The sequence below is a fragment of the Pseudomonas sp. Wu6 genome, from assembly GCF_019891515.1.
GTDB classification, from domain to species: Bacteria; Pseudomonadota; Gammaproteobacteria; order Pseudomonadales; family Pseudomonadaceae; genus Aquipseudomonas; species Aquipseudomonas orientalis_A.
Window position 1 is genome coordinate 200,773 of record NZ_JAFLXH010000007.1, and the last position, 14,159, is coordinate 214,931.

At 61.5% G+C, this 14,159-nt stretch carries 11 protein-coding genes; 4 read left to right on the forward strand and 7 right to left on the reverse strand.

The features are described 5' to 3' along the window. Window positions 1-6: 6 nt before the first annotated feature. A complete protein-coding gene (locus tag J1G34_RS07405; protein ID WP_065891983.1) occupies window positions 7-969 on the reverse strand; it encodes a helix-turn-helix domain-containing protein in 963 nt (320 codons plus the stop codon). A gap of 214 nt (window positions 970-1,183) precedes the next feature. Between J1G34_RS07405 and J1G34_RS07410 the strand changes: the two genes are divergently transcribed. The 3 genes from J1G34_RS07410 (at window position 1,184) to J1G34_RS07420 (ending at window position 4,717) form a co-directional block, all read left to right on the forward strand. Then, window positions 1,184-2,560: an aspartate aminotransferase family protein gene (locus J1G34_RS07410; RefSeq protein WP_122582640.1), complete on the forward strand. Its 1,377-nt coding sequence runs from the start codon at window positions 1,184-1,186 to the stop codon at window positions 2,558-2,560. Window positions 2,561-2,602: 42 nt separating this feature from the next. After that, window positions 2,603-4,057: an aldehyde dehydrogenase family protein gene (locus J1G34_RS07415; protein ID WP_065885606.1), complete on the forward strand. Its 1,455-nt coding sequence runs from the start codon at window positions 2,603-2,605 to the stop codon at window positions 4,055-4,057. Window positions 4,058-4,153: 96 nt separating this feature from the next. Next, complete coding sequence (locus J1G34_RS07420; protein WP_065885604.1) at window positions 4,154-4,717, forward strand: cytochrome b; 564 nt, start codon at window positions 4,154-4,156, stop codon at window positions 4,715-4,717. 91 nt (window positions 4,718-4,808) lie between these two features. On the opposite strand, the gene J1G34_RS07425 is transcribed toward J1G34_RS07420, so the two are convergent. The 5 genes from J1G34_RS07425 to J1G34_RS07445 all read right to left on the reverse strand — a co-directional run bounded on the left by J1G34_RS07425 (window position 4,809) and on the right by J1G34_RS07445 (window position 10,841). After that, entirely contained in the window at window positions 4,809-5,462 is a 654-nt protein-coding gene (locus J1G34_RS07425; RefSeq protein ID WP_065897939.1) for an RraA family protein, read from the reverse strand. A 27-nt stretch (window positions 5,463-5,489) separates the two neighbouring features. Then, window positions 5,490-6,545, reverse strand: a complete 1,056-nt coding sequence (locus J1G34_RS07430; RefSeq protein ID WP_065897938.1) for an NAD(P)-dependent oxidoreductase — start codon at window positions 6,543-6,545, stop codon at window positions 5,490-5,492. 76 nt (window positions 6,546-6,621) lie between these two features. Next, window positions 6,622-9,309 (reverse strand): phosphoenolpyruvate carboxylase, encoded by a 2,688-nt coding sequence (locus tag J1G34_RS07435; RefSeq protein WP_222993696.1) that lies wholly within the window; start codon window positions 9,307-9,309, stop codon window positions 6,622-6,624. A gap of 516 nt (window positions 9,310-9,825) precedes the next feature. Next, the gene (locus J1G34_RS07440) at window positions 9,826-10,041 is read right to left on the reverse strand and encodes a hypothetical protein (RefSeq protein ID WP_065897936.1); all 216 of its coding nucleotides are present in this window, start codon (window positions 10,039-10,041) and stop codon (window positions 9,826-9,828) included. A 341-nt stretch (window positions 10,042-10,382) separates the two neighbouring features. Continuing rightward, window positions 10,383-10,841 (reverse strand): Hsp20 family protein, encoded by a 459-nt coding sequence (locus tag J1G34_RS07445; RefSeq protein ID WP_057722310.1) that lies wholly within the window; start codon window positions 10,839-10,841, stop codon window positions 10,383-10,385. A 228-nt stretch (window positions 10,842-11,069) separates the two neighbouring features. Between J1G34_RS07445 and J1G34_RS07450 the strand changes: the two genes are divergently transcribed. Next, window positions 11,070-11,477: a hypothetical protein gene (locus J1G34_RS07450; RefSeq protein WP_065885594.1), complete on the forward strand. Its 408-nt coding sequence runs from the start codon at window positions 11,070-11,072 to the stop codon at window positions 11,475-11,477. A gap of 90 nt (window positions 11,478-11,567) precedes the next feature. Here the strand turns inward: J1G34_RS07450 and treS are convergent, their stop codons facing one another. Beyond that, entirely contained in the window at window positions 11,568-13,628 is a 2,061-nt protein-coding gene (gene treS, locus J1G34_RS07455) for a maltose alpha-D-glucosyltransferase (protein ID WP_222993698.1), read from the reverse strand. Window positions 13,629-14,159: the final 531 nt, after the last annotated feature.

A 14,159-nucleotide genomic window follows, 5' to 3' on the forward strand; every position in this document is an offset into this window, starting at 1 on the left:
AGGCCATCACGCGCGCGCGCAGACGGGGATGGCGGCGCGGACGGTATGGGACGGTAACTCTGCGAACAGTGCCTGGTACTCCTCGGCAAAATGACTGAGGTGGTAGAAGCCCCACTGGGCGGCGGCATCACCGATGGAGAGGCGGGACGCGAGGGTACACATCAGGGTCCGACGCACGCCATTGAGCCGGACAGAGCGCAAGTAGTTCAGCGGCGTGGTCTCGGCTACCGAGCGGAAGCTGTTCTGCACGGTGCGCCGACTCACCTGCAGGCGTTGGCACAACTCGTTGACGCTGGGCACGTCGATTCTTTCGGCGGTCGCCAGTCGGTGGCATTTCTCGACAATGAAGCTGCGCGTGGAACTGGGGCTGCGTTGGAGCTTGTCGCAGGCCGGGTCGGTGAGCAATTGCAACAACTCACCGAGCAACGCCCGCTCCAGCCCCTGCTCGCCCGCGCTGTCGAGTTCCTCGCCGACCTCCGCCAGGGAGAGCACGGCGAGCAATCCAAGCCGAGCCTGGGCGAAGCGTTGCGCAGACACCCGGATCACGGGTTGGCGCAGCAACCGACTGATCTCACTGGCCGACGCCGTTTGCTCCAGTACCTGCTCGAACCACTCGCGCTCGAAGGTCACGGACAGCAGTTCCATGCCCATCGGCATATGGAACATGAACTCCTCGCCCCCCTGCAGAAAGAACAGGCTGCTGTCATCGACTTCGCGACCCTGCATGCGCGTCGAACCCGGCACGCTGATCGGCACGGCAAAGCACATCTTGTCTCGCGGTGCCACACCGCGCTGCACCACCCGCTGGTTGATCTGCTCGCGAAACACGTGGCAACGCGCAGTGGTCAGCTGCATCAACGAACTCTCGGCCGGACCGGCCGTCAACTGGCTGTAATCCTGGCTCCACTCCTGGACATTGGCCGCATGGACGTGGATATCGCGAAAATGGCTTATATGATGATTTTTCATAATGTGCGAAAAGCCTCTGCCAATTTTTGTTTTTATTTCAAGCTACCTTGCAATATTCGCACATAGATCAATTACCGCGAAGTTTCTTCTCAAATAGGGCCTTTGGCGGAGCCTGCCGATGGACCGATTCATCATTTGCCGATTCGGGCTAACGGACAGGCACACTCCATGAGAATGATCCACATACTGAAACCGACATTCCAGAGAGTGCGTCATGATTGAGTCCAAACTAGAACCCCTGCATTTCGCGGATGCCCCGCACATTATTTCCAGCACCCTGCCCGGCCCGCTGACCCGCGAAGCGCTGGCGTTGTCGGCGAGTACCGAATCGATGGCGCGCGGCGGCGGCCGTATGCCTATTGCCATGGACCGCGCGTTCGGCGCGACCTTCAAGGACCCCGACGGCAACACCTACATCGACCTTTCCGCAGGCGTGGGCGTCAGCAGCGTCGGGCGCTGTCATCCGCTGGTGGTAAAAGCCATCCGCGAACAGTCCGAAGTGCTGATGCATGCCCTGGAAATCAACAGCACCCGCCGCACCGAACTGGCCGCCAAGATGTCCGAGATCGCGCCAGAGGGCTTGCGCGGTGACTGCATCACGTTCTTCACGCAAAGCGGCAGCGATGCGCTGGAAGCGGCCATCAAGTTTGCCAAGCGCATCACCGGGCGCCACCAGATCCTCGCCTTCCACGGCGGCTACCACGGCGTGTGGAACGCCTCGGGCGCGCTGACCACCGGCACGGCCTACCGCAAGGGCTACGGCCCGATGATGGGCGGCGTGATTCACGCACCCTACCCCTATGCCTACCGTTTTCCCTTCGACACCACGCAAAAAAGTGCCGAGCAGATTGCCGGCGACTACGTGGATTACCTGCTGAACAGCCCTTACACCGCCGCCGATGACGTGGCCGCCGTGATTGTGGAGCCGGTGCAGGGCGAAGGCGGCTACGTGCCGCCCTCCCCCGAATTCCTGCAACTGTTGCGCAAGGCCTGCGACCGCGCCGGCGCGTTGCTGATCGTTGACGAAGTCCAGTCCGGTGCGGGCCGCACCGGCAAGATGTGGGCGGTCGAGCACTCCGGCGTCAAACCCGACATGCTCACCTTCGGCAAGGGTATTGGCAGCGACCTGCCGATGGCCGGGCTGATCATGCGAGCGGACCTCGCCGCACAGATTCCCGACGGTTCGATGCCCAATACCTTCGCCGCCAACTCGCTGTCTGCGGCCGTGGCGTTGACCAATATCAGCATCCTGCAGGACCCGGAACTCGGCCTGCTCGATCGCGCCCACACCCTGGGCCTGGAAGCGCAGGAACGTATCCGCGGGTTCAACAGCCCGTTCGTCGGCGAAGTTCGCGGTCGCGGCCTGATGATCGGTATCGAGCTGGTTGAAGACGCCGCCACCAAGACGCCGCTCGAAGGCGCCAAGATCGGCCAGCTCATGGGCTACCTGATGAACCACGGCGTACTGATGATTCCCTGCGGGCGTTACAGCAACGTGATGCGTGTGATGCCTTCGCTGACGATCACGCGCGAGCTGTTCTTCAAGGCGTTGGACATTTTCGGCGATGCCCTGGCCTCCCTCAAGGCCTGAGTGCGTCATCTCCAACCCCTCCCATCACGCATGGACACCCACATGACCGAGCACCTGAAACACTTTATCCAGGGCGCGCCCTGCGACGCCAGCGACGGAGCGCGCATCCCTCTCATCAACCCCGTGACCGAACAGGTGTACGGCAGTTGCGCAAGCGGCACCGCCGACGATGTCGACCGTGCCGTGGCAGCGGCGCGCGCCCAACTGGAAGGTGGCGCCTGGAGCCAGCTTGACGGCGCCCAGCGCGGTCGGCTGTTATCCAAACTCGCCGACCTGGTGGAGCGCGACAGCGAATCACTGGCCGACATGGACGCCGACGCCATCGGCCGCTCACCGCTCGAACCGCGCCGGATGGACCTGCCCAACGCCATCGCCAACCTGCGCGCGGCCGCCGGCTGGGCCAATCAGCTTGAAGGGCGCACCATTCCCACCGGCGGCTACTTCGGTCGCAAGACCCTCTCGTACACCGTACGCGAGCCGGTAGGCGTGGTGGGCGCGATTGTGCCGTGGAACTCACCGCTGATGATCACCGTGTGGAAGCTCGCCGCATTGCTGGCGGCAGGCTGTACCGTGGTGATCAAGCCCTCGGAAGAAACCCCGCAATCGGCCCTGCACCTGGCGGCGCTGGCGCAGGAAGCGGGATTTCCTGACGGCGTGATCAACGTGGTGACCGGTTACGGTGCGCAGGTCGGTCGGGCCCTGTGCGAACACCCGGATGTGGCCAAGATCAGTTTCACCGGCAGCCCCGAGGCCGGGCGTGAGATCCAGCGCACTGCGGGTGTGCTGTTCAAGCGCGTGGCCCTGGAACTGGGCGGCAAGAGCCCGCAGATTGTGTTCGACGATGCGCCCTTCGACGATGCATTGTTCGGCTGCACCCTGGGTTTGTTCGTCAACCAGGGGCAGATCTGTGCCGCCGGCTCGCGCATCCTGGTCCAGCGCAGCCTCGCCGAACGCTTCGCGGCCGCCCTGGCCGAGGCCGCTCGCTCGATCAAGGTCGGCGACCCTCGCCAACCTGACATCCAGATGGGGCCGGTGGCCAAGAAAGCGCAATTTGATCGCGTCAACCGTTACATCCAGCTGGGTATCGACCAAGGCGCCTCGCTGCTGGCCGGCGGCGTATCCACCCCTGACCAGGGCTGGTTCGTGCGTCCGACGATTTTCGCCAATGCCCGCAATGACATGGCGATCGCCCAGGACGAGATCTTCGGCCCTGTCGGCACGGTGATCACCTTCGACAGCGAAGAAGAGGCCGTGGCACTGGCTAACGACTCCGCCTACGGCCTGGCCGCCACGGTGTGGACCACCGACCTTGCGCGCGCGCACCGCGTGGCTGCAGCGGTAAAGGCCGGCGCCATCGGCGTCAACTGCTGGAGCCCGCTGGACGCCAACCTGCCGTGGGGCGGCGTCAAGGCCAGCGGTATTGGCCGCGAAGGCGGAATCAGCGGCGCGCTGGCCTACACCGAGGAGAAAGTGATCACCGTGCTGCTGCCTGCCTAGAACAGTCACTGCACCTGCCACCCTCTCGGCCCTGGTCGCAGAGGGTGGGATTCAGCCGTGCGTTTCGACGCCTTGATGATCAATAAAGAGACTGCGATGAACAACCAAACACAAACGGCAATCGATCGGTATCCCGTGTCCCTGCGCATCCTGCACTGGGTGCGTGCCGTCGTCATAGCCGGGCTGCTCTGGGCCGGCTGGCACATGACCGGGCTTGATGATGAAGTCGTGAGTAAATTCACCCTCTACTACCCGTGGCACAAATCGTTCGGCGTGCTGGCGTTTCTGCTGGTGCTGGTACAGATCGCCCTGCGTGTTCGCACCCCCGCCCTTCCGCAGCCACCGCTCACACTGGCGGCGCATGAGCGATTCCTCTCACGGTTCGTACAACGCTCCATGTACGTACTGATCGTGGCCGTGCCGCTGATGGGGTACTCGATGTCGAGCACCTTCACCATGAGCGACGGCGTGTTCTTTTTCGGCGTGAACCTGCCGGAGCTGCTGCCGAAGAATGACAACTGGTTTGTGGTGTTCCAATGGCTGCACAAAGTCCTGGCCTATACCTTGCTGGTCCTGATCGTGCTGCATATCGCGGGCGCGCTCAAACACCGCTTGTTCGACCGCGACCCTCGCAACGACGTACTGCGCCGCATGCTGTGAACGGATACATCCCGGGCACGCGTCTGCGATGAGGCCGGCAGTTGTACCCAAGACGAAAGCCGCGTCCACTGCGGCTTCTGTCGTTGGGCTGTCAGCGGCGCGGCGTCTGCAAGGCGTGGTAGCCGTAATCGGCGCGGGCCTGGCGTAACGGCACGCCCGCCTCGATCGCCGCACGAATATGCTCTTCGGCCTGGTGGATTTCTTCGGCCACCGCCAGCACCTGGCTCAGTGAACCGGATGGAATCACCACCAGGCCATCACCATCACCGCGCAACCAGTCATCGGGTTGTACCCGCACGCCGCCCAGCGTCACGGGTGCCTGGATCGCTTCGACACGCACGCGGTCCTTGCCGGTGCGCATCCAGTTACCTCGGGAAAAGATCGGGTAGCCGAGTTCCAGCGCACGGTCAACGTCGCGGCAGATGCCGTCAATCACCGTGCCGGCCAAGTGTTGGCGCGAGGCGGTCGAGGTCAGCAAATCCCCCCACACGGTGGTGTCCTGCCGTCCCTGATTGTCGATCACCACCACCTGGCCGGCTTCGAGGTCATCGATGTAATCACCCACCGAACCACCGTCCAGGCCAATAGGGCCGTAGCGCAGGGTCCAGGCTTTGCCCGTGAGCTTGAACGTGCGGTCCAGGGGCATGATGTCGGTGCATTGGCAAACGATATTGAGGCGGTCCATCGCATCGCTGAGGTCGGTGCAGCTCAGGGCGTCAAGACGGGTAAAAATAGAGGTTTGCATGATGGGGCCTTCCTTGTGTCCTGTGGGTTAACGCGCGGTGGCGGCGGCACTGAATGCGTGGATTTTGTCGACGATCTGGCGTGACGCCGTCCGGATTGCCGTGCTGGTATTGCCGGCGATGTGCGGCGTCAATTGCGCATTGGCAATAGCGGTCAATGGCGAGGCGAAACGGTCTTTTTCCAGGGCAAAGGTATCGATGGCCACGGCTTTGACGTGCCTGGGAAACTGGCGCATGAAGGCGGCCAATTGCTGCTCGTCGACGATCCCGCCGCGCGCGGTATTGATGAGGATTGAGCCCTGGCGCATCTGCCGGAACTCAGCAGTGCCGAACAAGCCTCGGGTCTGGGGGGTGAGCGGTACGTGGATCGAGACGATGTCCGCCTCGGCCAGTAACTGTTCAAGACCTGCGCGTCGTTCAAGTCCGAGGCTGTGCGCTACCGGTTCGGTAAAACGTTCGGACCCGGTGGCGATCACCTTGATGCCCAGCGCCGCAGCCTTGCGCGCCACCTGCCGGGCAATGCTGCCTGTGCCCACCAGCCCAAGCGTCAGTTCGGCGTATTCGGAGGCAGGTGCCAAGGTGCCTTTTGCCCAATGGCCGTTGTGCGTTTCGGCGTTGTAGTCATCCAGGTCGCGCGACAGAAACAGCGCCTGGGCCAGGACGTACTCGGCAACAGCGGCCGCGTTGGAGCCCGGCGTATTAAGGATCACCACGCCGCACTGCTCGCACGCCAGCCGATCAATATGATTGACCCCTGTGCCAGCCTGGGCAATGGCGCGCAGTGGCGTGGCCAGCGCCGACGAGGTGGCGGCTCGGATCAGGCCGGCGCCCAGGGGGATGTTCAGGCGCGTCTTGAACACGCTGTAACCCCCGGCCTGACTCACGGCGGCGATAAATCCAGGCTCGTCATGGCAGTTGATCTCGGCATAGTCAATGCGCGTGCCGTAGTGCTGCCGAATGCGCTCTTTGTCGGCGAAATAGTGCAGGTTGAGGGTGACGCCCAGGCCCCGTTCGAGAAAGCGATCGACTTCCTCAAACAGTAACGGCGGCCCGGGGGCATCCAGTATCAGGGTGGTCAATGTCATACCGTTGATCCTCTTGGAGGGTAGCGCCTGCCGATACCCGGGTTGCCCCAGGCATCGGGGTTAACCATCGGGTTAATCACCAGGTGAAATGGTGCGCACTTGCAGGATCGACCAGGCCCGCGTCGGTACTCACGGCCGCGAGGAACCCGCTGTAGAAATCATTCAGCGATGAAGACTGGATGAACGAGGGATTGCTTTTGGCGTAGATCAGGAACAACCGATAGATTCGCAGGTTCTTTTCCTTGCGGTAGACCTCGGCCTTGAGACTGGGCCACAGGTTGAGCACGCTGTTTTCCTTGATTTTCCATGGGTCCGCCGGCTCGGTACCGGTGGTGGCCTTGAACACGAAGCGCTTACCTTCAATCACTTCCAGGTGCAGGCTGGCCAGCAACTGTTCGGCCGTGCCGACAGCTTCAGTCTTCAAGGCCTGCGCCAGCGCCAGGATGTGGGCCTTCTCCGGAATGCTGCCGGTCAGGGTCAGCCAGGCGCATTTGAGGTCGGTTCGCGCAATGGCGTAGGCCATCCCTTTGACATAGGTATGAAAGCTCTCATCCTCGTTAAAAGCCTTCGACAGCTGCGTTGCCGGCGCTGGCGCGAACTGCCCGACGCCGATCAGTTCGCTGTGCAACCCACCGGCCAGCAAGGCGCGGGTCCAGGGAATCGCACGAATGGCATCGGGGCGCGACTCGAACACCTTGATGTTGAAGATACGAGAAGGCGGCCGGGTGCCTTTGGCGGTGGCCCTGACCACATCGAATCGCGCCAGGTCGCGCAGCAGGGAAGGCAGCGCAGGATGCTCGAAGAACGTCGCCTGGTAGCGGCGCACCACGTCCCCCCAACGTTGAATCCTGCCGGCAATGACCTCCTCGGACAGTTGCGGCTGGGGCTCGGCGTGCATACGGTACAACTGGCTGAGAAAGTTGACGGACTGGTTGCGGGTCAGCAGATGCGCGCGCATCTCCGCGCAGCCGGCCAGCATGAAGCGGGTTTCCGGGCCCTCCAGCGCGCCGAACTCCTGCAAGGTCTCGGCGATCACCCCATTACACCGTGCGTGTTCCCCGCCCATGATGACGTGGACGACCACCTCGATGCCGTAACGGGCCGCGATCAGCTTGTGCTGGTTGGCAATCGCCATGTTCAGTTTGTGCATGGCCTTGCCGCCCTGCTTGCCCGTGTCGCTGGGGCCAAACGTGATGTATTGGCGGTTGCCGCGCGTTGCCAGGTGCTGGCGGTACACCGGGTTTTCGTACACCTCATGCACGGTGGCCAGCGTGCGCTCGGCACCTGCCAGGTCTTCGGGTTGCAGGGCGATGTCGATCCCATCCCGCACCTGGGCCGCTTTCATCAGAAACAGCACCTCCAGCGCGCTGAGGGCCGAGGTGTACTCGGCGATTCCGTGGATTTTCATGCGGTCGCGATAACGGTCGATCATTTCAAACCGTTCCACCGCGTTGCGCGCATCGTGCATGCGGATATAGCTTGGGTCCTGCTCCATCAGCGCAATGTAATCCTGGCCGGCGTATTGCTCGACTTTGCGGGTGTAAAGCGGCGTGGTGCGTTGCAGATACTCCTGCCACAGGCCTGCGGGCGTCTGGGCCGCTCCGCCTTCCAGCGCGACCTCAAGCGCGGCCTGACGCGCACGCTCATCCAGTTCGTGGTAGTGCCGGCCCTGGCCCAGGCCAATGGTTTCCAGCCACTGGCTGGACAGAATCTCATCGACCACGCTGCTGAACATCTCGGCGTTTTCACGAAACTCGATATCCAGATAGTGAAAGCCAAACGCATGCACCCGCAGCAGCAGACGGTCGATGGCGGCCGGCTGGGTAAAACGAATGCTGCTCAGTGCATCTATCAGTTCGGCGGGACGCTCGAAATGCTCGGGATGATCCCGGCCCACACGGGCACGAATCTCTTCAAGGCGATGCCGTGCGCCGCCGTCCTTGATCAGGCTGTCGATATCGGCGATGTAGCGATTGCGCAGCGCCGTTTCCAGCGCCAGCACCAGGGTTTCGGTGTGCTGGTTGGTGTCATAAGGGCGGCCATCCTTGTCGCCGTATAACCAGGTGAACAAGGTCAGCCATTTTTCCTGCGGCGCCAGGCCCAGGGCGTGATGCACGTCGGGCAACGCGTCATACACACTGTCGGCGTAAAAAATCTGTGATTCGATATCCGTGCCATTACTGCCCGACCACACGGCGTTGTACAGCTCCAGCAGGAGCTGCGCAGTGACTTGAGGCTTTTTGAGGCCACGGTCTTCGACGTGCTGGGCCAGTTTCTGCAAGACCAGCACAACGGAATGCTTGAGCTGGTCAGTCTCTTTGCACAGCACTCCCAGGCTGATATTTACTCCCGCAGGCGCTGTAATCAACTGCGGGTCAAGCGTGAGCAACTGACGAGGCAGGCTGGCCTGCGACGCAATCTGGGTCGCCACGCTCCTGACCGACAATTCGAACAGCAGTTGCTTGATCAGCAACAACTTCCAGAACGCCTCGACGTCTTTGCTGGAACGGGATTCAAAGAACGCCTTGCCCAGGGCAGCGGCCAATTTCGAATCCCCCTTGTCCAGATACGACAGCGTATCGATTTCAGCATAGATTCTCAGGCAGGCGCGGGTGTGCGGGGCTTGGGAAGCATCATCCGTGTTGGCCTTGAGTGCGTGCTCCAGTGCTCGCCATAGAACGTCATGCAGTAGCGCGGGGTTGGTATGGCCGATTGAGGGGCGAGTTGATGCATTTTCCAGTATGGAATTGATCACATGATTCATGGGTTCAAGCCTCGATAATTGTCAAATCCCTTGTTTGCAGTGCGCCGGACAGACACACGCAAAATCGTCAATGTCCCAGGCTTAACCCACAGCGTCGCAACGAACGGAAATTACCTGTTCGCCGACAGAAAGCCCCCTAGCCGGTACCGAAAAACGGCTGAAAACTGAAACAAATTGTTACATCCGCCCGCAATAAAACATGGCTTGGATTTCTCCACAAAAGACCTTTTTGGAATAGCCAACTTGAAAATAAAGATAGGAAGCTAATAAAAATAACGGCACTGAAGTCCGGTTAACTGCCTGCATATTTTCTAACGTGCTGATTACTTGACATTAATCTGCAGGCACGAAAACCGGCTGAGCCGAGGGGGATATCGAGTAGGAATCACCCGCGGGCGCAACCTAAATAATTCTTCATAAACACCATTTCCTACTCAGGGAGCAGACATCCTTCCTGCCTGCAAAAGAAAAACCCGGCGCTTGGCCGGGTTTTGTCAGTTCATGCTGTGGGATGAACTACTTCGCACCGCCATTGTTACGGTCGGTCTGGGCGTCCTGATCCGATCCGGGATTGCCCGGCGGGGGGTTCCAATCTTCCGGCTTCTCGCCTGTGCCCTGCTTGGGCTCGGATTCAGCTTGCTCCAGGCCTGACGCGTGGCCTTCGCCCAGGTCGGGCACTAGCTTTTCCGGTCCGGGATAGGGCGCTGCGGGACCGTTATTGTCATCGACCATAAATCACCTCTATTTCACTAGCGCGGTTGCGCACAGGGCTAAGTGGGCTGTTCAGACAGAACGTGAGAGTGCCCTTCAGCACGCGCCCGGCGGGATACCGTCCTTGTTGAAATCCTTCAGTCGCTCACGCTCCTCTTCGGTGGAGTGCGCCGGTGTTTGCTCTTCGGGTTCCTTGGGCTTTTCTTCGGTCATGGCTGATTCCTCCAGGTTGTAGAGATTCGGCACTCTGCGGCGCGGGCAGTTCAAAATGAATGGTCGCGCGGGCCGCGACCGTGTGGTTGCGACTCTGCGCGCATACAAAAAAGGCGCTCCGAAGAGCGCCTTTTTTACCGCCGATTGCCTTACTGCAAACTGACCTGACGCAGCTCGGGCTTGGCCTCGCCACCGATCATAATGCGCTTCGGTTTAGCCTCTTCAGGCACCTCGCGCAGCAGGTCGATGCTCAGCAGCCCGTTGTTCAAGGCCGCGCCACGCACTTCGATGTGGTCCGCCAGGCGGAACGACAACCGGAAAGCACGCTGGGCGATGCCCTGGTGAAGGTAAGCGACCTTCTCGTCGGTTTCGCGTTTGCCGCCGGAAACCGTCAATACACCTCGTTCGACCTGGATATCCAGATCCTCCTCGGTCAGGCCAGCCACTGCGATGACAATCCGGTAGGCGTCATCACCGTGCTTTTCCACGTTGTGAGGTGGATAGGAGTTCGGAGCCTCGCTGCGCAGCGCCGACTCGAACAGGTCATTGAAGCGATCAAAGCCCACCGATTGACGGAACAGTGGGGCCAACGAAAGGGTAGTAGCCATTTTAAAATCTCCTGAGTTTCTCCAAGTGATTTAGGACGCGACCCGCATTCGGCATCGCGTGATCAAAAATTTATGGACGCACAAAAGGATTTCAAGAGGGCGGAAAAAAATTTTTCTTGGCGGATATCGCTCTCGCAGGAACGGCGGGGCGCGCGCTTGTGCTCTAATCTCAACACAGGCGTGCTTTACCCCGTGAGCGCCTGAGACAGCCCTTGAGGTACAAGAAAAATGAAAATGACTCTACCAGCCCTGGCATTGGGCATCCTGATCTCCCAAGGCGCCTCGGCCGCCGGAGATGGCACCGCCGCTCTGGGCGGCGGCGTCGGCGGCGTACTGGGCAATGTCGTGGGTGGGCAGCTCGGTGGCTCCACCGGTGCGGCCATCGGCGCCGGTGTAGGGGGTGCGACCGGCGGCGCGGTGGGCGCGCGCAAAGGCAATCGAGCGGAAGCGGCACTGGGCGGCGGCGTTGGCGCTGCGGGTGGTTCAGTGATCGGTAATCACCTGGGCGGCAGCACCGGTTCGGCTATCGGCGCCGGCTTGGGTGGCGCCGCCGGCGGCGCGGTGGGCAACAATCTGGGAGGCGACGGCGGGAAACACAAAGGCAACAAGCATAAGCACAAGAACAGGCACCGCTGATCCTCCGACACTGTCCCGACAGCACACTCGCCGGGTTGAACGACGTTAAACGCGTTCAACCCGGCGTGTAAGAGGCTGCCCCCACTCCCGTTACATCGGCGTACTGCTCACCACCCGCAAGGCCAGCCCTTCATAGGCATCCAGCGTAATCGTGAACGTGCCCTCCTCCGTCAGATCCCCTTCCACACGCTCATTGATGATGTCCACCACCGGCCCTGGTGCAATGTTGGGCAGGTGCAGAGACTCGGTGATCGGCGTGGCACCGAAGTTCAGCGCAGTGATCTGCGTGCCCTTGCCTGCCGGCAACTCATGCACCATGACCAGCAGGCCCGGGTGCTCGACATCCGGAATCAGGATCTGGCGACTGGCGGCAATATCGTAGGCACGCCGCACGCCGAGGATCTTCTGCAACTGTGAGGCGAAGGAATCCGGGTCCTGCAACTGGCTGTTCAAACTGCCGTACAGGCTTCTGGAACGCGGCATCTGCCCGGCCGACAGCTCGGCATCGGGGTTGAGGTCGACCAGGTCGTAGGCGCCGCGATGAATCCAGCGCGTGTCGCCATCGGCCATCAAATGCCCGACCTCTTCGGCGGCCAATGGCAGCGCACCCACCAGGTCCCAACCGGACAGCGCAAACACCCCCGGCTGCATGGCGTTGTACATCACCAGCAGCAAATGAATCTGGCGAATCTGCTGCACGTCGGCCGCGGTGATCGCGTCCAGGTCGCGAATGCCGAGGGCTGCGGTGATGATGCTGGCGGTGGTGCAGGACACGCCATTGGTGACGAACTTGAGGTTATACGGCGCGTGCTCGCCGGTCAGGCGTTCATACATCTGCTCGCGGATATGCTCGCGCAGGATGTTGCCGGGAAAGGTCTGGCCCTGGAACAGAAAGGTGTCATGGGCATGCAGGGTCCAGAAGTGCACCAGTTCCAGGGTCAGTTCGTCGTGGTTTTGCAGCGCGTGGATCAGCGAACCAGGGTCGATGCCGAGGCTGTGCATCTGGCGCAGCATCAGGCGCAGGAACTCGGCGTCGCCCATCAGCAACGCATGCTGGTAGGCCGGCCGGGTGATGAAGTCATAGGACAGGTCGGCGCCGCCGTGGGACATGGAGGCGATATCGTCGACGGTGAGGTTGAGTTCCTGGAAACTGAAACCACCGGCCTTGCGAATCGCGCCGCCGAGCAACTGGTTGCCGGTGATCGACAGCGGATGGCTTTCCGACCACGCGCCGTCGAGCTTGCGTTCCACGCCGAGGAAGCCATTGGCGTCCAGGCGCAGGATTTTCGCGCCCATGACATCAATGGCGTGCAGCGCGTCGCCGATGATCATCTGCTGGGCGGCGAATGACGGATCGAGCCAGTTCAGCGACGGCTGCCCTTCCTTGAAGTAATGCAGGTACACCCAGCGTCGCGGCTTGCCGTCGACCCCCATCACCACGGGCGTGGCGCTCCAGTCGGTTTCCTTGACGCCGGGCTCGAAGAAAATCACCCTTTGCAATTGGCCGACGATGTAGTGCTTGTCGCGCAGTGCATCCACCTGCGGCGGACTGAGGTTCTGCGCGTCGCGGCCCTCGGCGACGTCCGGCAGCAGCGGCCAGTCTTCTTCACGGATTTCGACCATGTGATACAGGCCCGGATAGTCTTCATAAGCCATTTCCGCCAGCCGAAAATCCGCGCCCTTGCCGGTGTGGGATGGGATCACGTCGTCGATGATCACCGCGTTGTGCGCGGCGGCCATGCGCGTCAGCGCCTGCAACTGCGCCTCGGTGCCCAGTTGCGGGTCGATGTCGAAGCTGATGCGGTCGAAGTTGCCGTCGATGGTCGGAGTGTGTCGGGTGCCGGACAAACCGCCGGACTTCTTCAGCGGCCCGTTGTGAATGCCCTGGATGCCGATTTTCGACAACGCATGCCACAGGCTTTCATCGCCCAGCGCCTCCAGCACCGTACCGTCTTCACGGGTCACGATCGACGCCGGATACGCCGTGAACCATACCGATGACAAGGCTGAAGCGTCACGCGGGCGGGTGTGTGCGAAGGGTTGCTGCCACATGCGTCCCTGCCCCGAATAGAGCTTGGCGCGCTGGCGCGCCGCGTTCAGCATGGACTGTTGCACCAGCCAATTCACATGATCGTTGTCCGCCGCCGTCATAAGCCTGATACCTGTGGTGGTTAAAGGTGATTCGTAAGCATAGGAGCGACGGCGGGAGCGATTCGTTGCATCGGGATGCAGATCCCTGTCCAAATGTGGGATCGACACAAGATACCGGTCGGCTCGAAGGCCGCCGCGCTTTTGCGTTTGATCTCAGGCGCCCCGTTAAACCACGCTGGCCGAACGCAAGCTTGAATCCGTGGGCCGCCGTCAGGGCGGAACCCTAAGCAGCCGTTACCGCAGAAATGGATATGTACTCGGTCCAATCCAACATCCTGGTCGGCCCTGAGGCCGCCATCGGGGGCAAGCCCCCTCCCACATTTTGACCGGGATCGACACAAGATACCGGTCGGCTCGAAGGCCGCCGCGCTTGCGCTTTTGATCTTAGGCGGCCCGTTAAACCACGCTGGCCGAACGCAGGCTTGAATCCGTGGGCCGCCGTCAGGGCGGAACCCTAAGCAGCCGTTACCGCAGAAATGGATATGTACTCGGTCCAATCCAACATCCTGGTCGGCCCTGAGGCCGCCATCG

Excerpts from the sequence above, each read along its gene's own strand:
- J1G34_RS07415 (WP_065885606.1), top strand. The coding sequence starts at position 2,603 with ATGACCGAGCACCTGAAACACTTTATCCAGGGCGCGCCCTGCGACGCC.
- J1G34_RS07450 (WP_065885594.1), top strand. The coding sequence starts at position 11,070 with ATGAAAATGACTCTACCAGCCCTGGCATTGGGCATCCTGATCTCCCAA.
- J1G34_RS07420 (WP_065885604.1), top strand. The coding sequence starts at position 4,154 with ATGAACAACCAAACACAAACGGCAATCGATCGGTATCCCGTGTCCCTG.
- J1G34_RS07410 (WP_122582640.1), top strand. The coding sequence starts at position 1,184 with ATGATTGAGTCCAAACTAGAACCCCTGCATTTCGCGGATGCCCCGCAC.
- J1G34_RS07425 (WP_065897939.1), bottom strand. The coding sequence starts at position 5,462 with ATGCAAACCTCTATTTTTACCCGTCTTGACGCCCTGAGCTGCACCGAC.
- treS (WP_222993698.1), bottom strand. The coding sequence starts at position 13,628 with ATGACGGCGGCGGACAACGATCATGTGAATTGGCTGGTGCAACAGTCC.
- J1G34_RS07430 (WP_065897938.1), bottom strand. The coding sequence starts at position 6,545 with ATGACATTGACCACCCTGATACTGGATGCCCCCGGGCCGCCGTTACTG.
- J1G34_RS07445 (WP_057722310.1), bottom strand. The coding sequence starts at position 10,841 with ATGGCTACTACCCTTTCGTTGGCCCCACTGTTCCGTCAATCGGTGGGC.
- J1G34_RS07440 (WP_065897936.1), bottom strand. The coding sequence starts at position 10,041 with ATGGTCGATGACAATAACGGTCCCGCAGCGCCCTATCCCGGACCGGAA.
- J1G34_RS07435 (WP_222993696.1), bottom strand. The coding sequence starts at position 9,309 with ATGAATCATGTGATCAATTCCATACTGGAAAATGCATCAACTCGCCCC.
- J1G34_RS07405 (WP_065891983.1), bottom strand. The coding sequence starts at position 969 with ATGAAAAATCATCATATAAGCCATTTTCGCGATATCCACGTCCATGCG.